Below are 20,474 nucleotides of genomic sequence, written 5' to 3' on the forward strand. Positions count from 1 at the left end.
TGCCTATCTACAGTCAATTGTGCTTTAAGTATTATTCTATGCAGCTTCATTTCAATTTGGTATCAAATAAGATTGCTATATATATTAAAATGACTTGAATTAATTTAATCATTTTTAGTTGTATAAGTATTTTTACGCGTAGTATATTTGATTTAAGAAAATATAATTTATAGTTGAGGATTACTATATATATGAAATTTAAAATATTTGTTTTATTAATGTAAGACTTTGCTAAATCCTAAACATATCAATATTTTATATGCAAAAATAATAGGTATTTTTGACAAAAAAATATATATTTAGTTATTGTTAACTGGGATAAATAAATCATAAAAAAGGATTATAAATTTAAGAGATGTTGATATTATGCAAACAAATTCTTTATCTGACTCAGAATTAATATCTGAAAAGAAATTTTCTAAAATTTTGGCCGAAATATCTCTCAAAATTCGCCAATCATTGGAGTTAGACTATATCCTCAATACTGCTGTAGCAGTAGTACGAGATTTACTCAATGTTGACCGTGTTTTTATATATAAATTTCAACCAGATGGTAGTGGTATTGTTGAGGTAGAATCAGTTAGCTATCAATCAAGAACAATAATTAATGAAGTTCTATACGATCCATGTTTTAAAGAAGATTTAATCAATCTTTATAAAAATGGTCGTGTGAGTTCAGCTACAGATATTACTAACAGTAATCTACCAACTTGTTATGTAGAATTATTACTCAGATTTCAAGTACGGTCTATATTAGTAGTACCTATTTTACAAGGAGACGATCTATGGGGATTATTAATTGCTCATCACTGTATTAATGCTAGGGAATGGCAAAATTCAGAAATTGAATTATTACAACAACTATCAGTGCAAATGGCAATTGCTATTCGACAAGCAGAACTTTATCAACAACTGCAACAAGAATTGAAGCAACGTCAGCAGGCACAAACGAAACTAAAACAAGTTAATAAACAATTACAAGCAAAACTTACAGAAAATAAAATATACGCAGATATCGTTAAAAATATGCAAGTTGGTTTGCATGTTTGGCAGATGGAAGACGTTAATGATGTTAGTAGTTTTAGATTAAAAGCTACTAATCCTGCTGTTACTCATTTGACTGGATATGAAGAAAAAGAAATAATGGGTAAGCGAATTAGTGAATGTTTTCCTCACTTATTAAAGACTGATTTACCAGAAATTTATGCTGAGGTTATTCATTCGGGAAAAAATAGAGACCTGGGTGAAATTGAATATTTTGAACAACGAATTCCCCATAGTATTTTTGCAGTAAAAGCCTTTCCTTTGCTTAATAATTGTGTGGGTATATTATTTGAAAATGTGACAGTTCGCCAAGAAACAGAAAATGAGCTGAAAAGACAAAAAAAAGTTATGCAAATGTTGACTACAATGAATCCTGATGGAATTTTCATTGTTGATACGGAAGGTGTAATTCAATTTGTTAATCCTGCGGGAGCATTGCTTTTTGGACGTACAGAAGATGAATTAATTGGAAAAGCTTTTGGGTTTCCTTTAGTGGTAGGAGAAAGAGTTGAAATAGATATAGTCAGACCATTAAATGAATTGCGCGTAGAAATAGGAATGGCTGAAATGAGACTTGGCAATATAATTTGGGAAGGAAAAGAAGCTTATCTTGCCTCTTTTAGAGATATTACTGAACGAAAACGTACAGAAAAAACGTTACGAGAAATGAATGAAGCGATCGCTCAAGAAATTCAGGAAAGAGAGCAAGCACAAAATCAATCCCAAGAAGCTAATAAAAAATTAACAAATTGGGTCAAAGCTTTAGAAAGTCGGAATCGAGAAATTACTTTACTAAATGACATGATTGACTTACTTCAAGCTTGCTTTACTGTTGAGGAAGCTTGTCAAGTTATTCTACCATTAATTCAAAATTTATTTCCCAATACTTATGGGTCGGTCTTTAAGATTAGTGATTCAAGAATGTTAGTTGAAGCAATTGCAAATTGGGGAGAAAAACTATCAGAAGAAACTCTTTTTGCTCCCCATGAATGTATTGCTTTACGTCGGGGAGAAGTTCATTTTGTAGAGGATACCCAAACAGCTTTAACTTGTCAACATTTGCCAGAACCATTACCCAAGACAACATTATGTATTCCAATTATGGCACAAGGCCAGGCAATTGGAGTTATTTCATTTTATTATCAAGAAAAAACAAAAATTACAAAAGAAGAACATCAATTAGCAATAACATTAGCTAAACAATTTGGACTAGCTTTGGCAAATCTAAAATTACAGGAAACTTTGAAAATTCAAAGCATTCGTGACCCTCTGACCGGATTATTTAATCGGCGTTACTTAGAAGAATTTCTGAATCGAGAAACTGATCGAGCGATTAGAACTGAAAAGCCTATTGGTATAATTATGATTGATGTAGATCATTTTAAAAAGTTTAATGATGAATTTGGTCATGCTGCTGGAGATCTGATTCTCAAAAATTTAGGAGCTTTTTTAAAACAGAAAGTTCGAGATTATGATATAGCTTGTCGTTACGGTGGGGAAGAATTGATTATGATATTATCAGGAAGTTCTTTAGAAAATACCGAGAGAAGAGCTGAACAAATACGGAAAGAAGTCCAACAATTATGTGTAGAATATGATGGTATACTGCTAAGTTCTATTACTATTTCTTTAGGAGTTGCTTGCTTTCCTAAACATGGCAAAACAGGGGAAAAGGTCATTCAAGCTGCTGATGCTGCTCTTTATCAGGCTAAGTATGAGGGACGTAACCGAGTTGTAGTAGCTTCAAATTATTAGACTTCGCAGCAGTTGTCAGGGAATAGGGAATTGTTGATTTCATATAAATATAAATTTTTTTTTCAAGTCTCAATAAACTATATAGCAGTCAAAAGAAAGGTTAGGATATATCAAAAGCTTAAAACTCAGACAACTAAAAATTGTTCGCTCCTTTCCTTCTTCCTTCTGCTATAAAATTGACTATTAGGTAGGTTTAAGACAAACTATATTATCATCGAAAATCATACAAAAATAAATTACAAATTTTCCCATAGATAACCTTACCTACTGCTTGATGCAAGAATCTACCATGTCGCAGTATCCTAGAAAAATTGATAAAAATTGAAACTAAAGTTCCTAGAAATTTTGTTGGAAATCATTCATACTCAGACAATTCATAAGAGGTTTGAGGAATTACATTTATATTACGATCAGAATAACGAGTAATGGCCAATAAAGGTAGTGCCAGAGTCAGTACAGCGATCGCACATCCCAAAATATTTGCAATCCTTTGAGGAGGTTCATCGTCTGAGTAACTGGCAGGTTGACTATCTGATTCCATATTGAGAAAGCTTCTAAAAAACTTAAAATTGTTAGTAGTAATGCTTAGTAGCAATACAAGCTGTATTATGATTTATTGGGGATAGCCCTAAACTTTTATTGTTAAGAACTATGATTTTTTTCAGTAACTTTGTCCTTAATCTCTTTAGCTGTTTGTGCCAGCACCAGAGATCTTTGACCCATACTTACAGGTAGTCTAGGTATATCTGCCAAAGAAGCACGAGATAAATCCAACAAAAGTTCACGGACTTTTCCTACCCATTCTAAGGAATCTGGAGGAATAACTTGGCCATCAGTGTTTTCTTGAATAATTTTTGCTTTTTGTGCTAGTGGTAGAGCTCTTTCTGCAAGTTCTTCTGGTAGTTTAGGCTGATCCGACAAGGAATTACGGACAATCTCAAGCAATAATTGATGAACCTGGTCTATCCACTCTGTATCTGAGTAGTGGGAATTTAAATTAGTCATAACTAGGGCTATTTTGTTTCAAAATGAGAACTAACATTCTATTCTTGTTTAGATAGAAATTGTTTACTTTTCAGTTAAATTCCAGACTCCATCCCAATCTTGTGGAGGAAGCTTGTCCTGAATATATAGCTGACAACGAGTAAGGTGCATCTTAGCTGCTTTGTTGTTTGGATCTATTTTTAAGACTTCTTTAAACTGAGCTTCAGCCATTTCAAAAGCTTCTCTTCTAGATTTGTCTGTTAAATTTTTTTCTTTAGATGGTCTTGAGTAATACTCTCGTCCTTGATGATAATGTTCCACGATATGGTGTTGTTCCTCAGTTAGCTCTTGCTTGAGTTCCCCTTCCTTAAACCCTAACAATTCATATATTCTAACAGGCTTACTTTTTCCCTTCACAGTAATAAGGTCTAGTTCCCGAACCCAAAGCATATCCTTGTAAGGCTGATAAGTATTATCACTGATGACCAGATCTGTACCATACTGCTTGCTTGTACCTTCAAGGCGAGAAGCGAGATTAACACCATCTCCAATAGAAGTTAGCTCCATACGCTTGCTAGAGCCAATATTACCACTAACTACTTCGTCTGAGTGAATGCCCATACCAATCTTAATGGCCATTTTGTTCTGCTCTACACGCTCTTTATTGAATTTTTCCAGGCGTTGACGCATTTCTACAGCACTTTGCATGGCACACAAAGGATGATGTTCTAGAGGAGCTGGAGAACCAAATACTGCCATAAGGGCATCTCCTATGTATTTGTCAAGAGTGCCTTTGTATTTAAATACAGCATCTACCATCTCTTCAAAGTATTCGTTCAGCATAGTGACAACCTCTTCAGCCTCCATACCTTCTGTCAAAGTTGTGTAGCTACGAATATCACTGAAAAGCACAGAAACCTGTTGACGCTTTCCTCCTAAATTAGTATCGCCACTTGCTAATAATTGTTCAGCAACTTCTGGTGTCATGTAGCGATACATCAAGTTTTTCACTTTTTTTTCTCCACTAATGTCCTCCATCACTACTAAAACGCCATTAACTTTCTGAGGGTCGCAAACATCAATCATAGAGTTAATTGACAAATTAATACTTTGAGGAGGCAAATTTCCCAGGGGTAACAAACTTCGATCTGGATAATACTGTTGGTACTCCTTGCTATAATTTGGAGAAAGGGCTAAATCTAGCCACTTAGAAAACTCACCTTCCTTGAGGCGTACTAATTCACTTACAGATTTTCCTTCTAGTATATCTGTTTCGCTGATGCCTAGTAAATGTCTAGCACTTTCATTTGTAGCAATAACTTTTCCTTTTTGATCTGTAGATATTACTCCGTTGGTGAGACTCCGTAGAATATCCCTTTGTCTTTGTTGCTCTTGTTTGACTGTATCAAATAATTTAGCATTTTGGAGGGCCACACCTGCTTGAATATTAAAGGCCTTCATAAATTCTAAATCGTTGCGGTTAAAACTGGCTTTCCACTGCTCTGGTGCTTCAGGCCAGTTTGCATGGTTATAGGGTAGATAATCTCCCTGTTTCTTTTTATTAATTAGCTGAGTTACACCAATTAATTCATTATCAGCATTAAAAACAGGCATACACAACAAACTACAGGTACGATAACCTGTTTTTTCATCTGTTTCCTTAGCTGTAACTGAGTGGGTATCTTTATAAACGTCAAAAGGAATGAGTAGTGGTTCGCCAGACGTGGCCACCATACCAGCAAAGCCTTTATCTTTAGCAATCCTGATTTCTGTTAGCTGTCCATTAATCGGAATTTTTGTCCATAGTTGATTTTTCTCGTTATCTATGAGCCATAAGGTACTGCGGTCTGCATTCATCAGTTCCTTGGCCTGCTCCATAACTTTTCCTAGAGTATCTTCTAAGTCTAGACTACTTTTGCTGAGGGAGTCTACAGCTTTCATTAAAGCTTCTGCTGCTCTCTGTCTTTGAGTTGCGGCATAAAATGACTTAGAAGATTCTAGAATTAGACTAATGGAAGGGGCAAATTCACGAAATACTCTTTCATCTTCTTCAGTAAATCCGTTGACATCTATTTTGTCTCCTAGTTGTTCATATTTTTCGTGGTCTGGTTTGAACTTGTTTAGGAGTTGGACAACTGCGATTAAATCCCCTGTTTCTTCTTGTAGTAATGGCATTACTACCATAGTGTAGGTACGATATCCATTCTGTTTGTCGAATTTTTGTGCTGAAGCTGAACGTGGATCGTTATAGAAATCGTAGGGTATATTGATTACTTTTTTCTCTTGAGCTGATTCTCCTGCTATTCCTACATTGGCTGAAATTCTTAACTCTAATAGTTTTCCATCAGCTCCTTTAGCTACTGTTGACCAAAGTTCACTTTTTTCTTCATCTAATAACCAAATTGTTGTCCGGTCTGCGTTCAATAATTCTCCTGTTTTGAGAGTAATTGAGCGCAACATTTCGTGTAGAATTGCATCAAACCCTTGAGCTTCTAACAAATTGTTGAGCATTCCCAGGGTTCGATTAACTGTCTTTAACTTTTCTTCAACATCTTTAACTGCTTCAACAAAGTTTTCTTTTGTAAGGGGAGCTAGATAGCTTGAAAAGCTAGACCCAGGATGAACTAATGCACTACTTTCGTTGATTTTTGAATAACTTTTGGGGTTATCTCTATTACTAGGATTAATTTCTGGATTATTATAAGTTTTTTGATCAGAGTAATTTTGAGGGTGAGACACCTCATGGCTGGCACCCTCTATAACTTCCACATCCTCTTTTGGGATTGTGTACTCTGTTGCTATTTGGTTTGGAGATGCAGATGTCATAACGCTTTAATTAAATATATTTGGATGCTCTTTACTGTTAAGGCTTTTCAGTAGTTCAAGATTCAGTTTGTTAATTAATATTAAGCACAGAACAATTTTTAAATATTTATAACTATAACTGTAGTGTAGTCTAACATAATGGATTTTTCACTGCTCTGTTTATAATTTATTCTTATATTTTTACAATTGAAAGAATGGCCTATTATTTGACCTTCAAACTAGGCACAAAAAGTAGATAGATGCTTAACTGATTGAGACTATCGAGGCAATAAAGCTCATGGCTGACATCTAAATGATTACACTATTTGTCAACGGTAAAAACATCCTTAAATATACTTTAGGTTAAAGATAAAATGTTACTCTCAAGCTTTTTCCAGCAATTTAGCTCTTTTCGTCCTTTGGCTCGTGAAATCGGTTATCTGAATTTTGCATACCGCTATTTGTTAAGAAGATTCTATAAGCTGATCCAAGTAAACCAAAAGATTGTGCTCTTTAATCATGTAAAAATGACGCTACCTTGGAAGAGTCAATTTGGTACAGAAGTTTTTCTCAAGGGAAGTAAACTAGATTGGGGAAGCGAGGTTTTATTAACTCAATTTTTAGATAAGGGGAAAAGCTTTATTGATGTCGGAGCAAACATTGGATATTATAGCTTGCTCGCCGCTCCCTTATCTGACAAAGTTTATACCTTTGAACCCGATCCAAGAATAATTAAAGATTTAGAAGAAAATCTTTCTCAGTTTCAAAACATTCATATTCTTAGAGAAGCTCTTTATTCTGAGTCTGGTAAAATGGAATTTAACCTAAGTTCTACGCCCGAGATCAATTCACTGGTAAGAAAAAGTCCCAAAGATGATAAGGTAGTAGTTAAGGTTAATACCCTGGATAACTTGATGTCAGAGTATCCATCACTAAATGTGTCATGTATTAAAACAGATGCTGAAGGAGCAGACTTTCAAATTCTATTAGGAGGGAAAAATCTTCTAATCCGAGACCAACCTTTAGTTCTATCAGAACTTTTTCCCAGTTTAAAGCTTCTGAAATTCATAAAATCCATTGGGTTTTCATGCTTTGCTTTTGTTAAACCTAAGGATAAAAGTAAATCTCATCTGCCACCAAAATTTATGAAAATTGAGGACAGACCTGTAAATTTTCGGCTCAAGATGATTTTTTTAGTCCCTGATCGACTCTTATCAGAATTTGAAAAATTAGTCGATGAATACTTGCCAGTAGTTTGATTGAGTTCTTTGTTAAATTGTATTGAGATACGGAACCATAAAAACTGCGAACTCTTCCATTTTCCATTGATTTATTGAAGTAGCACTCAGCACTCAGCGCTTCAGCGATTAGCTTCTCTGGAGTGTATAATTGGGGTTTTAATCCCCCATTAACACGCACCACGCACTTTTTCAAATATAGTGGGGGACTTAAACCCTTGAATTTGAGGGCTGACAGCTAAATGCTGTTTGCGGAGCATTCCGGAACGGAAAAGCTGATAGCTAGTTAAAGAATAACAAGTATAATTGCGAGATTGAAAAGGTCAGTGTCAATTCTAGATTATACTACTATTCTCCTCCAGAACTAGAAATAGGTATAGTCAAATTTTGACTACGTTTAGTAGCAGCTTCAGTTAAAAGAGATTCTGCAAAAGCTATAGCTTCTTGAGCTGGCCTACCACTAGCTAATTGTGCCAACTCCTCGCGCCGTTGATAATTATTGAGATTTTTAACTCTAACTATAGTCCGTACTTCAGAGTTATGATTAGGTATTTCCTCAACTACTTGTTTACTAACATTAAAGTGATTATCGGCCATTGCAGCTACTATCGGTTGATGGGTTACGCAGAGGACTTGATGTTTCCGACTCAGTTGATGTAGTTTTTCTGAAATGGCTGCTGCTACTCTTCCTGAGACTCCAACATCTATTTCATCAAATACTAGAGTACCAGAGCCTTCTATTTGAGAAAAACAAGCTTTTAATGCCAATAAAAATCGACTCATTTCTCCTCCAGAAGCTATTGAATTTAGAGGTTGTAGTGGTTCACCAGGGTTTGGACTGAAGCAGAATGTAATCTGGTCAGCTCCTGTAATTGTTGGGTTAGTGGGAGTAATCTCTACCTGAAATTTCACTTTTTCCATAGCGAGGGGTTTTAATTCCTCTACTAAATGTGTCTCTAATTTAGCAGCGGCACTATGACGTTTTAAGCTAAGTTCGCTACATTTATCTTGTAATTGTTTTTGAGTTTCTAAGTATACTTTTTCGAGTGCTTCAACAGACTCTCCACCATCTTGTAGTTCTTTAAGTTCTGCTTGTATTTTGTAATAATAATTAATAGCTTCTTCTAGAGTTGGACCATACTTGCGACAAATTTGTTTAAGCTGTTGAATTCTTTCTTCTACATCCTGTAATCTTTGGGGGTCGGCTTCTAATTCTTCGCCATAACTACTAATTTGTCGGCTAGCTTCAACAACTTGAGATAAAGCTTCATTAATCATTTCTAATACAGGTTGTAATGTGGAGTCGTAGTTTACCATATCGTTTAATATGGTTTCTGCTTCTCCCAGGAGGTCTGCTGCTGCTGAATTATCTCCTTCATTTTGATATAAAGCTTGATATATTTGATAGCTTTGATGTTGAAGTTCAACTGCATGACTAAGGCGTTGACTTTCTTGTGTTAGTTGTTCTAATTCTTGAGGTTCAGTAAGATTAGATTTATCTAATTCTTGTACTTGGTATTCTAATAAATCTATTCTTTGTAAACGTTTCTGCTCTGACTGACGACGATTTTCTAATGCTGCTTTGGCTTTTTGAGCTTTTTGGTAGGCAATACTTACTGCTTCTCGGCATTCTAGTAGGGGATGACTACCATATAGATCGAGCCATTCCCTTTGGAGATTGGGATTTCCTAATTGTAGAGTTTGGCCTTGGGCCGTAATTTCTAATAGGCGATCGCGCAGTTGGTCCATTATTTTGCGATTGACCAGAATACCATTGAGACGAGACCTAGTACGGAGAGAGGTTTGGGCACAAGTAATTTCACGACTACAGACTACTAATGTACCATCTACTGGATCTATTTCTTGATTTCCTAACCATTTGGCCAGGGATGAGTTGAGTTCAAAGGTTGCTTCTAAGATAGCTCGTTTAGTTCCTGTTCGGATTACGCGACGGTCTACTTTTCCGCCTAGAGTTGCATCAAGAGCATCTAGGATAATGGATTTACCAGCACCTGTTTCTCCTGTGAATACATTTAAACCTGGACTTAATTCTAGGTCTAGATGGTCTATAAGAGCAAAGTTGTTAATGCGAAGGGATATAAGCATTTATTCAAGGAAGAAGGAAGAAGAAAGAAGGAAGAAGGAAGAAGGAAGAAGTGAAGATTAAATGTTTGCACTTTACTTTTATCCTGCTTCGGTCAAAAATTATTTTTGAGTTTATGGCTTGAATCTCTGACTAAAATTATGCCAGCAAATCCTCTATTTTCTTGGAGATATTCAAGATAAAATTATAATATAGCAATCCTATTTCAATTGTAATATTTCTGTGGTAGTTAGGAGTCAGGAGTCAGGAGTCAGGAGTCAGAATTTTCAAGGTTTTTCGTCAATCTTAACTATTATAAAAATTCTCACAAATTATTTAGGATTGCTATATATAATTAGAAGAATACATTAAGGTTTAATTGGATTAGAGATGATTTTTTTTTGATTTTTTTGTTAGTAGAATATCAATTAATAACTCTAGTAATTGTTTATGAGTGAAGAATTATTTAGATTTTCTTAGCTTCTCAATCACGATTGATTTTAATTTGAGAAACAATTGACATTGGGTTTATTGTCGGAAATTTCACACTAACTAAGTGGAATTATCCTTTTCAATTATTTCTCTATACTGATAATTACTTCAAAATGGTACTATAAATTCAAAGTTTATGACTTACAGAAGTTTCCGAAGTTATGAGGTACACCCATCCCGGGCAAGATGCCCGCACTGGGAAAATTCAATTGTTAATTTCTGTACTTCTTATGCAAGGAATCTGCTGTAACTACTAACTCCTTCCCTAAAAAATTACAATTAAAATAGGATTGCAAGAGATATCAATTAGTATGTCTTTAGCAAGATGAGTTATGCAGAAACTAGAATCAAGTTAAGAAAATAAATCTCATCCATCATTTAGTATTTTTATTCAAATTTTTAAACTAGAATAGATTTTTTTACAAATAATTTCCGGTCTTAATATAGAACCTATTTGAGATATATTTAAACAGAGATGGAGACGTGGGGAGATAGGGAGTTGGGGCGTATTTTTAAACCTTTTTCTCTTGTGCTTTCTCTCCATCTCCTGACTCCTGATGGCTCTTCAAAAATTAATAATTAATAATTAATAATTAGGGCTTGCTGATTAAATATAACAGCATTGAAAGATAAATAAAATTTCCTTTTTGGGGTCGAAAAAAGTGCAAAATCTTCAGATATTCATGCTCAAAAAGGAGCGTATTTTAGGCTCATAGTTGGGCAGAAAAATCATTCTTACAATTGTTACTCCTACCTGCTCTAAATTCCCATTTCTCCTGTCTCCTGTCTCCTGTCTCCTGTCTCCTACCCCTACTAAAAGACTTTTTCAGCAAACCCTAATTAGTATAGCGTTTTGATAGCTCACTACTAATAACTGATAGCTAAATGCTTACTCCTAGATATATTATTTTTTGTCTATAATTTTAATAGATAAGTAAATTAGGTCAGAGGTAATGTTATGACTCCAAATCCTGCAATAATGACAGCCGTGGAGAATTTGGACTACCGTGTTACTGTGGGAGATGTGGCGGCTAAGGCTGGATTAGATTTGAAAGTGGCAGAACAAGGATTATTAGCTTTAGCTACAGATGCTGGTGGTCATTTACAAGTATCAGAAGCGGGAGAAATTGCTTATTTATTTCCTAAGAATTTTAGGGGTATTTTAAGGAATAAATTCTGGCGGTTAAGATGGCGAGAATGGTGGGAGAAAGTTTGGCGAGTATTGTTTTATTTAATCCGAATTTCTTTTGGTATTTTGTTGATACTTTCTCTTGTAATTATACTGGTGGCTATTGCGATTATTGTGATTTCTCTTAACTCTAGTGGTGATAGAAATGATTCAGGTGGTAGGAGTAATAATTCCGGTGGCGGAATGATGTTTTTCCCTGGGTTTTGGTTTAATCCTAATTGGTTTTTGTTGTTTGATTGGGGTTATTATGACCGACCCTACAGATATCAACGTCAAAGACAAGAATATGATTCCCAAGGTGAAAAAAATGGGATGAATTTTTTTGAAGCTGTGTTTTCTTTTTTGTTTGGAGATGGCAACCCAAATTACAATTTAGATGAACGACGTTGGCAGGCGATCGCTACTGTGATTAAGAATAATCAAGGGGCGGTAGTTGCTGAACAAATTGCTCCTTATTTAGATGATTTGGGTAAAGGTTATGCTTTGGAATATGAAGAGTATGTTTTACCGGTATTAATTCGTTTTAATGGTCGTCCGGAGGTTAGTCCTGAAGGTCAAATTGTTTATCATTTTCCTGAGTTACAAGCAACGGCAAAAGGGTGGAATTCTCAACCTATTTCTGCATTTTTAAAGGAAAAACTTTGGCGGTTTAGCGAGGCAACTTCTGGTCAAATAATGTTAGCAACTGGGTTGGGTGCTGTAAATTTTGTTGGTGCTTTAGTTTTGGGTTCTTTGCTAAAAGATGGTACGGTAGCAGCTCAGATAGGAGGATTTATTTCTTTTGTTGAAGTTATTTATCCTCTTCTACTGATTTATGGTGTTGGTTTTTTAGTTTTACCTTTAATTCGTTATTTTTGGGTACAATGGCGTAATGGTAAAGTTGAGACACGGAATCAACAAAGACAAAAAAGAGTTATTACTTTGAATCAAGCAGATAGTCAGTTAAAACAGAAGATTGAATATGCTAAAAAATTTGCTAGTGAAACTATTATTGGTCGTGAAAGTTTAGCATATACAACGGAAAAGAGTATCCTAGAACAGGAAGCTGAACAAACAGATAAAATTGATGCTGAATGGCAAAAAAGATTGAATCAATCAGATACTTAAAATATTAGCTGAAGTTCTTAAAATGGTGTTAGGCGATAGGCGGTAGGTTTTAGGTTTTAGCCCACATTCCGCACGTCAAGAGCGTAACATTAAAAGTAGTATATGAACCCGTAGCTTGGTAAGTATTTATACTATAGCGCTGTGCGCAGCTCATCTGGCAACAGGCAACAGCGGTCAGACCCCGCGACGACGCCAGCTCGCTTGCGGAATGCTAACTCCTGTGAGGCAACAGGCAACAGAGGGAATAAATTGCCGATAGTATAAGAATTTTAGCTATTTGGCCTCTCCTGAAATTTGTAAATATACCACGCTCATTGCTATATGCAAATCATCTGAATTACTTTTTTCGTTCATCAAATTCCGAGTAAAAAATTTACGCATAAATACTTGCTCGATCATGTACTTGATCGCGACAGCTATGATTTTCTTCTAAAATTCTGTCTCCTGTCTCCTGTCTCCTGTCTCCTGACTCCTTTTTCTATGCTACATTTTGTATTGCGTAATGTAGGTTTTAAGTTTTATACCAATTTTATCTGAGGCGACACAGGATTATCAAATTTATTAACTTGTCTATCTCGATATACAGTTAACCCCGATCGAGATATTATTCTATGCAACAAAGTCTTACAGCAGTTTTCTAGTTGATGAGGTACAAAGTTTTATTGCTCTAGGCAACAGGCAACAGGCAACAGGCAACAGGGAATATAGGAATAAATAGTCTTATAGCTGTACCTCACTATCCTCAAAAGTGCTGTAATTTGGTGTAATTTTAGGGCGTTTGAATATGAAGTAATTATTATCATTTTTTGAGTCATGGCGAATAGCTACTAATTCCCATCCTTCATTACCCAAATGATTAACTAACTCGTGTAATTCTCTGTCTTTCCAGTCTCGCCATTCTTGACCATTGATATATATGCTAATCAATTTATCTCCAAAAGGATAAGGACTAGCATCTACTAATATATATTCCCATTTTTGCATTTGTTATCTAAAAATATAAAATTATAGAACCATTTTTTTCTGCGAGAACTGTCTAGAGGTTTGAGGGCAGAATTAACATTATAAATCAGGTTTACTGATGTTTCTTATGAAAAGAAGGTACAGGGAAATAGGTGAAAATCATCATCTCTTTTTTTCTATAAAACTTAGTATTATTTTAGATATTCCTAAAGATGTCAGGATGTTAGCCACTATAGCAATCCTATTTTATTTGTGTATAAAAATCTTACCGAAAAATTGTGGTTTAAAACCTCCCCTTTTAAGGGGATAATAAGCGGTCGTTTGCGGAGCAGTCCGTTAGGATGAGATGGCGAGGAGACCTCGCCATATCCAATCGACCAAGAGAAGAAAAATTTTCTTTTGAGTCAATCCTCTTCTTTTCAAGGAGAGGTAATTATTAATTATTAATTATTAATTATTAATTATTCATTATTAATTATTAATTATTCATTATTCATTATTCATTATTGAACGCTTTTAGGGAACAGGCAACAGCTCATCTGGCAACAGGTTGGAGTTTCAGTTTTTTTATCTACTTTTTGATTACCCGCAACTTATTTAGGATTGCTGTATATCCCTTTAATTGTCAAGAACTCGAAAAATAGAATAAGGTAAAAAAGTTTAAATTTACCCTCATATTCACCATCTACCCATCTCTCTTAATTTACAGCGAATTCAACCAGGTTTGGGGTACAAAGATGCCCGCACTGGGAACGTCTAATTATTAATATCTGTACTTTATATATCACTGAATTTGCTGTAAGTACATAAATAGAAATCTCCAATCATCAAAAATAAAATCAATTTTTGTACTCTTATTCATCAATTCTTTCCACCTATTCTGTATGGACGTACAACGTCCCTACCGCTTACTCCCTCTTTTGGAGGATATGCTTATATAGCTCCAAAATATATTCTATATAGAGAGAGTAAAGAAACTTTGGTTTAAAGGAAGAAGTTATATACTTCATTAAACTAAAAATCCCTGTGACTATAGAATTATCATAAGAATTATCATCTAAACCTAATCTGAAAAAAAGTTGTTTTAAAATGAGCTAATCAATAAAATTCTAGTTCTACCTAAATCAGGAGTATTTTTGTATTTCAACAGCTTTAATTAAACCAATCTAACTCTTTTATTTTTAGTAAAATCTGACTTTTTGAAATTTATTTAGTTAACAGTAGGATTTATTTACTTAGATTTAGAAAGAATACCTAAATTTTAGTTTTAGCGTACATCTATTCTAGCTAAATTTGCACCTTGGTAATAGTACAACAAAATCTGCTGGTAATTATATCCGTTCCGAGCTAAATTATAAGCTCCCCATTGACTCATTCCTACAGCGTGACCAAAACCTTTTCCAGTAATTTTGAAACTGCTGGGAATTTGTTGGCCTCCATCTTTATTAGGAGTAACTATAAACCTGGTACTTTTTAATCCCAGAGCTGCTGTAATATCCGTACCTTGAAGAGTTTTAACGCCTGCATCCCCTAAAACTTTTATCGTAATCACACTGTTGTGAGGAGTAGTAGTCTGAGGTGTCATAGATATGATATTTCCTACACCTGATATTCGCTGTTTCAATTCTGCTTGAGTAAATGATTCTGTCCATTCATAAACTGGAGCATCTTGATCGAAGTCCGGAACCGCACGGAGGTAAGGAAGTGGGTTTGACCAAACATCCTCTACATTTTCCGTGTGGCCTCCAGAAGATGAATGAAATAGAGCTAAAATAATTTGACCATTGTACGTAAGCACTTGACCTTTTGTAGCATCAACAGCAGCATAAGTACCTGGAGACTCTGTTTTAATTCCTTGGTATACTTGCCATAATTGGTCATTGCCTAAGTCGTAGAAATTATTACTATTTTCTTGACGCTTATTCAGAGCATAGGAGCGGGCAGCCACTGCTTGGGCCTTCAAAGCTGCTTGAGGCCAGTTGCCATTCATTTCTGCTCCAATAACACTATATAGATATTGTTCTATATCAACGTAATTGATAGCTGTAATTCCTGATTTGCTAGGAATAATGTGAGTACGTCCACGATACCAGCGATCGCCTATCCATACATAACCTTCCCCTTTGGGTTCGATCCACATTTGACCAGATACCCAGTTGGACAAAGCAACTTTTCCCGATTTTAATTCGGCGGTAAAGCCTTTCGTCGGCTGTAGTTCGCCAATAGCTCTACCAGCACCATCTCTAATTACGGCGCTTGTGGAACTACCAACTTTAACTTCTTTTGCTCCTTCTTGAATGGCAATTCGCAAGACTAGAGAAGCTTGAGCAGGGGCGATCGCTAGTAACCAGAATAGAATGGATGTCCAAAAATAGTGTTTTAGTGGTTTAATGGAACGATTAATAACAGAAATAAATAGCAATCCAGAACTCATCAGATTTTAGATTTTATATTTAACTTTAAGGTTAACTAAATGTAGGCAAAAGCCTTAACGAAGTCAGAAGTCACAAGTTAGAAGTCAGAAGTTATTTTTGTAACGGGGATTTGAGCAAACCTCCAAAAATATTGCGCCTTAAAAGGCGGGGTTTTCGACCCACATTATTTTGATAATAAATTTCACAGGGTAAAATTAAAGAATAATTATCACTTGTGGATATAATTATCATATTTTTTGAGTTTACTGAGGAATTTTGAAGTTTTGCAGGTAACTTTTCTAGGAACTAGCTCTGGTGTCCCGACGCGATCGCGTAATGTTTCGAGTGTTGCTTTACGCTTACCTCAACGGGGAGAATTATGGTTATTCGACTGTGGGGAAGGAACTCAACATCAGTTTCTCCGCAGTGAACTTAAGGTTAGTCAACTGACTCGTATTTTTATTACTCATATGCACGGCGACCATATTTTCGGTCTGATGGGGTTATTAGCTAGTTGTGGTTTGGGGGGGAATGTTAAAAGTATCGATATATATGGCCCCCCGGAGCTGGAGAATTACTTGCAAGGTTGTATTAAATATTCTCAAACTCGTTTGGCTTATCCTATGAAGGTTTACCAGTCTAGACCTGGTGTAATTTATGAGGATGATGAATATGTTGTTAGCTGTGGTTATTTAAAACATCGGGTTCCTGCTGTTGGTTATCGGGTAACGGAAAAAGACCGACCGGGACATTTTGATGTGGAAAAGGCTAAGGCTTTGGGTATTCCTCCTGGTCCTATATATGGCAAGTTAAAACGGGGTGAGTGGATTACTTTGTCTGATGGACGCAGAATTAGTGGGGCAGATTTATGTGGGGCACCTCAGATTGGCCGGAAGTTTGTTTATTGTACTGATACTGTTTTTTGTGATGGGGCGGTGGAATTGGCACAGGATGCTGATTTACTTGTTCACGAGGCTACTTTTTCTCATCGCGATGCTGATATGGCTTTTCAAAGATTACATTCTACTTCGACTATGGCTGCACAGGTGGCTTTGGCCGCAGGTGCTAAACGTTTGATGATGACTCATTTTAGTCCTAGATATGCTCCTGGGAATCCGATTTTGTTGGATGATTTGCTACAGGAGGCGCGTGCTATTTTCCCTAATACTGATATGGCTTATGATTTTCTGAGTTATGAAATTCCTAGTGCCACTACGCGGAAGTCAAAAGTCAGTAGGGGCGAATGATATTCGCCCGTATAAAATTCAAAAGTATTTATTTGTAATGGTTTGAGGATTTTGTAACCAGTTATTTCTGCCATCCTGTACTAGATGTGATGATGCTCCTCGGTTAGAGGTGAATAGTAAATCTTAGGGAATATTCATTTTGTGAAGCACCCCAGGGGAATAAACTTAGAAGTGGCATTTGATTTATTTGGTTTTAGGTTTGAAAATTTTTTTCGGATGGCCAAATTTGATTGATGTTTGCGGATGGGGGTGGTGGGACTTGAACCCACACGACTGTTAAGGTCAACGGATTTTAAGTCCGTAGCGTCTACCATTCCGCCACACCCCCGTTTTTATGTCGAGTGTTGAACTCACTGCATTTGCATAAAAAGCTCATTCCTTTATTAAATCACAATGTTCAATTTTTTGGCAAGTATTTTGGAAAAAAAATTTCAAATTTCTTGTTCACGTTGGGAATAGGAGTTGGTCATTTCAGTTATCAGTTATCAGTATCGACTGCTGAAGCCAGAGACACCAAAATACTGAAGTTTATTTTTTTTCATTCCTTTGTAGAGCTGTCGCTCTACAGCTCGCTGCGCAGCCAAGGAGAGACTTGAGACCTTTTTTGTCAAAGAGGGAGGATAACAGCAGGAATTACCTAAATAACACAGGAGCATGAAAGCCATCGTCTTTTAAGCGATGGATGAAAGGCCAGGAGTCGGATTTTAATCCGATGTATTTTATTTTACCGAAAAGAATAGCTCAATTATGTCAAGAGTATGGAATAATATTTATAGAAACAACGCCAGTTATACAAATGTCGCTTCATTTTTAGATGGTAACAATCTACCTATTTATTTATGGTGAAAAACCCAATGATTGGAAACCGTCACCGAAAAGAATAAAGCGATGCAGCGCCGCCAAAGGGGGTTTCCCCCATGAGCGACTGCATCAAGACAGCGTGGTTTGTATAGAAGTGGTAATAATTGGTTAATTAATGCAGACTATAAGGTCGCTGCAAATATAATCACAAAAGTAAGCCGCAAAGCTAAGGTTAAACTTAAGCCGACTGTGTAGGGGCACTTTGACTTGTCCCCAAAGAGTATATCTTTGGTCAGCTAAGAAGAAACGGAGCAACACCGATAAATCCGTGTTGCGCAGTATCTGCTTAGAATCCCCTCGGCTTTAGCCAGGGGAGTAGTAAACAAAATATGCAATGATTTGGAGGGTTGAGGGAAAAATAGCTATTAAACTAATAATATATTAAACAGAATACGATTAACTATTGCAATTTCTAAATAAATATTGTTTATGAACTTAGAACTAGACGGGAACCTGATAATCCTAATTATTTATGCAGTCCTAGCAGGAACTTACCTTTTGGTAATGCCAGCTATAGTCTATGCTTACTTGAATATGCGTTGGTATGTTGTTAGTTCCTTTGAACGGGGCTTTATGTATTTCTTGATGTTCTTCTTCTTCCCTGGTATGTTAGTTTTGTCCCCATTTTTGAACTTTCGCCCCAGACGGCGACAAATTGAAGGTTAATGCGACGAATTGAGGCCATTGGAATAAGTGTCGGTATTTTTGCTGCTGGTGGTATCCTTTACTTTATATTTCAGGTAGTAGGAGTAGATGGAATAGACGCTGGTATCTGGACACAAGCAGTTTTGGTCGGTGGCTTGGTTGTCTGGCTACTGACTTATTTGTTTCGGGTTACTAATAGTAATATGACCTATAACCAACAGTTAAAGGATTATGAGGAAGCAGTGATCCAAAAGCGTCTGGAAGAAATGACTCCAGAGGAGTTAGCTCAGTTGCAGGCAGAAGTTGAACAAGAAAGGGCAGCTCAGAATAAGCAGGAATAATCAGGGCTGTTTCATTCTCGATAGACACGGGGACGCGGAGACACGGGGACGCACCAGACAGGGAGACACGGGGATAGAGGCTTTTAATCATAAATTAAAAGTGGACTTTTTCGTGTCTTATAACCCCAAGCAATTTTAAGTACCCCTATTGACGGTGGGGTATTAAACCCGTAACAGAATAAATTATTTATCCAATATTGAAAATTAAAAATGATTTCAGTTTCTCATCGCTTTGAATCTCTACGCAATTCAGAAAATGGTCGCCAGTGTGCTTTTATTCCTTTTATTACGGCAGGCGATCCAGATTTGGAAACTACGGCCAAAGCTTTGGAGGTATTGGATAATAGTGGGGCCGATTTGATTGAGTTGGGCGTGCCTTATTCTGATCCTTTGGCTGATGGTCCAGTAATTCAGGCTGCTGCTACTCGCTCTTTGGGGCGGGGGACTACTTTGGAGTCGGTGTTGGAGGTGGTGCAGACGACGAGTAAGAAGTTGCGATCGCCTATTATTTTGTTTACTTACTATAATCCGATTTTGTCTCGAGGGGTGGAGAGCTTCCTGAAAAAAATTTATGATGCTGGTGCTAGGGGTTTGGTTGTGCCGGACTTGCCTTTGGAAGAGGCGGATATTTTGTTAAAACCTGCTGGGGATATTGGGGTTGAGTTGACTTTGTTGGTGGCTCCTACTAGCCCAAAAGAGAGAATAGAGGCGATCGCTCGTCAGTCTCAAGGATTTATTTATCTGGTGAGTGTGACTGGGGTGACGGGAATGCGTAATCAAGTACAGAGGCGGGTTGAAGATTTGTTGGTAGAAATGCGAGGGGTGACAGATAAACCTATTGGTGTTGGTTTTGGCATTTCTCAACCGGAACACGCTGTGCAAGTAAAAAATTGGGGGTCTGATGCGGTTATTGTGGGTAGTGCGGTGGTGAAGCGTTTGGCAGAGGGAACGCCGGATGAGGGTTTGGAGGCGATCGGGCAGTTTTGTCGAAGTTTGAAGGGTGCTATTAGTTGAGTGGGCGATCGCTGAAGTTAGATCTTAGGCGTGAAACCTCACGCTGTATACAATAGCATCAGCAATGGTATAGCAGTCAAATGAGAGGGCATGGACATATCGAGAGCTGAAAACTCAGACAGCACAAGATTTTTCCTTCTTCCTTCTCTCAAAAATCTTGCTCCAGTTTCAAATAAATCGTAAAATTAAGAAATAATTATAAATTTCCGGTTGTGTTATTTGACATCCTCCCTGGCCTAAAGGCGGGGGGATTCCTATCGAGCCGTAGCTCTTCAGCGAGTTGACGTCTCAC

At 36.6% G+C, this 20,474-nt stretch carries 14 protein-coding genes and 1 tRNA gene; 8 read left to right on the forward strand and 7 right to left on the reverse strand.

Annotated elements, in window-relative coordinates:
• The first annotated feature begins 366 nt into the window (after window positions 1-366).
• Complete coding sequence (locus F6K23_RS13370) at window positions 367-2,799, forward strand: diguanylate cyclase (RefSeq protein WP_293155858.1); 2,433 nt, start codon at window positions 367-369, stop codon at window positions 2,797-2,799.
• Between the two features lie 355 nt (window positions 2,800-3,154).
• On the opposite strand, the gene F6K23_RS13375 is transcribed toward F6K23_RS13370, so the two are convergent.
• From F6K23_RS13375 to F6K23_RS13385, 3 genes are all read right to left on the reverse strand, one after another.
• Window positions 3,155-3,340, reverse strand: a complete 186-nt coding sequence (locus F6K23_RS13375) for a hypothetical protein (protein ID WP_293155861.1) — start codon at window positions 3,338-3,340, stop codon at window positions 3,155-3,157.
• Window positions 3,341-3,441: 101 nt separating this feature from the next.
• Window positions 3,442-3,804 (reverse strand): hypothetical protein, encoded by a 363-nt coding sequence (locus F6K23_RS13380; RefSeq protein ID WP_293155864.1) that lies wholly within the window; start codon window positions 3,802-3,804, stop codon window positions 3,442-3,444.
• Between the two features lie 63 nt (window positions 3,805-3,867).
• On the reverse strand, window positions 3,868-6,609 hold the full coding sequence (locus tag F6K23_RS13385) for an adenylate/guanylate cyclase domain-containing protein (RefSeq protein WP_293155867.1): 2,742 nt from the start codon (window positions 6,607-6,609) through the stop codon (window positions 3,868-3,870).
• A gap of 506 nt (window positions 6,610-7,115) precedes the next feature.
• On the opposite strand from F6K23_RS13385, the gene F6K23_RS13390 reads away from it, so the two are divergent.
• Complete coding sequence (locus tag F6K23_RS13390) at window positions 7,116-7,847, forward strand: FkbM family methyltransferase (protein ID WP_293155870.1); 732 nt, start codon at window positions 7,116-7,118, stop codon at window positions 7,845-7,847.
• 327 nt (window positions 7,848-8,174) lie between these two features.
• Here F6K23_RS13390 and recN read toward each other — a convergent pair whose 3' ends face one another.
• Window positions 8,175-9,932 (reverse strand): DNA repair protein RecN, encoded by a 1,758-nt coding sequence (gene recN / locus F6K23_RS13395; RefSeq protein ID WP_293155873.1) that lies wholly within the window; start codon window positions 9,930-9,932, stop codon window positions 8,175-8,177.
• Between the two features lie 1,427 nt (window positions 9,933-11,359).
• Between recN and F6K23_RS13400 the strand changes: the two genes are divergently transcribed.
• Complete coding sequence (locus F6K23_RS13400; RefSeq protein WP_293155876.1) at window positions 11,360-12,697, forward strand: hypothetical protein; 1,338 nt, start codon at window positions 11,360-11,362, stop codon at window positions 12,695-12,697.
• 720 nt (window positions 12,698-13,417) lie between these two features.
• On the opposite strand, the gene F6K23_RS13405 is transcribed toward F6K23_RS13400, so the two are convergent.
• Complete coding sequence (locus F6K23_RS13405; protein ID WP_293155878.1) at window positions 13,418-13,681, reverse strand: hypothetical protein; 264 nt, start codon at window positions 13,679-13,681, stop codon at window positions 13,418-13,420.
• A 1,246-nt stretch (window positions 13,682-14,927) separates the two neighbouring features.
• On the reverse strand, window positions 14,928-16,094 hold the full coding sequence (locus tag F6K23_RS13410; protein ID WP_293155881.1) for a SpoIID/LytB domain-containing protein: 1,167 nt from the start codon (window positions 16,092-16,094) through the stop codon (window positions 14,928-14,930).
• Between the two features lie 264 nt (window positions 16,095-16,358).
• Between F6K23_RS13410 and F6K23_RS13415 the strand changes: the two genes are divergently transcribed.
• Window positions 16,359-17,321: a ribonuclease Z gene (locus tag F6K23_RS13415; RefSeq protein WP_293156153.1), complete on the forward strand. Its 963-nt coding sequence runs from the start codon at window positions 16,359-16,361 to the stop codon at window positions 17,319-17,321.
• Between the two features lie 244 nt (window positions 17,322-17,565).
• Here F6K23_RS13415 and F6K23_RS13420 read toward each other — a convergent pair.
• A tRNA-Leu gene (locus tag F6K23_RS13420) sits at window positions 17,566-17,649 on the reverse strand.
• Window positions 17,650-18,135: 486 nt separating this feature from the next.
• Here F6K23_RS13420 and F6K23_RS13425 point away from each other — a divergent pair.
• From F6K23_RS13425 to trpA, 4 genes are all read left to right on the forward strand, one after another.
• Entirely contained in the window at window positions 18,136-18,294 is a 159-nt protein-coding gene (locus F6K23_RS13425) for a hypothetical protein (protein WP_293155884.1), read from the forward strand.
• 317 nt (window positions 18,295-18,611) lie between these two features.
• Window positions 18,612-18,848, forward strand: a complete 237-nt coding sequence (gene ndhL, locus F6K23_RS13430) for an NAD(P)H-quinone oxidoreductase subunit L (protein ID WP_124155385.1) — start codon at window positions 18,612-18,614, stop codon at window positions 18,846-18,848.
• Complete coding sequence (locus F6K23_RS13435) at window positions 18,848-19,168, forward strand: DUF3007 family protein (protein ID WP_293155889.1); 321 nt, start codon at window positions 18,848-18,850, stop codon at window positions 19,166-19,168. The genes ndhL and F6K23_RS13435 overlap by 1 nt, the downstream gene beginning before the upstream one ends.
• Before the next feature lie 210 nt (window positions 19,169-19,378).
• Window positions 19,379-20,182, forward strand: a complete 804-nt coding sequence (gene trpA, locus F6K23_RS13440) for a tryptophan synthase subunit alpha (RefSeq protein ID WP_293155892.1) — start codon at window positions 19,379-19,381, stop codon at window positions 20,180-20,182.
• The last annotated feature ends 292 nt before the right edge of the window (window positions 20,183-20,474 follow it).

The organism is Okeania sp. SIO2C9, assembly GCF_010672455.1.
Lineage (GTDB): Bacteria > Cyanobacteriota > Cyanobacteriia > Cyanobacteriales > Microcoleaceae > Okeania.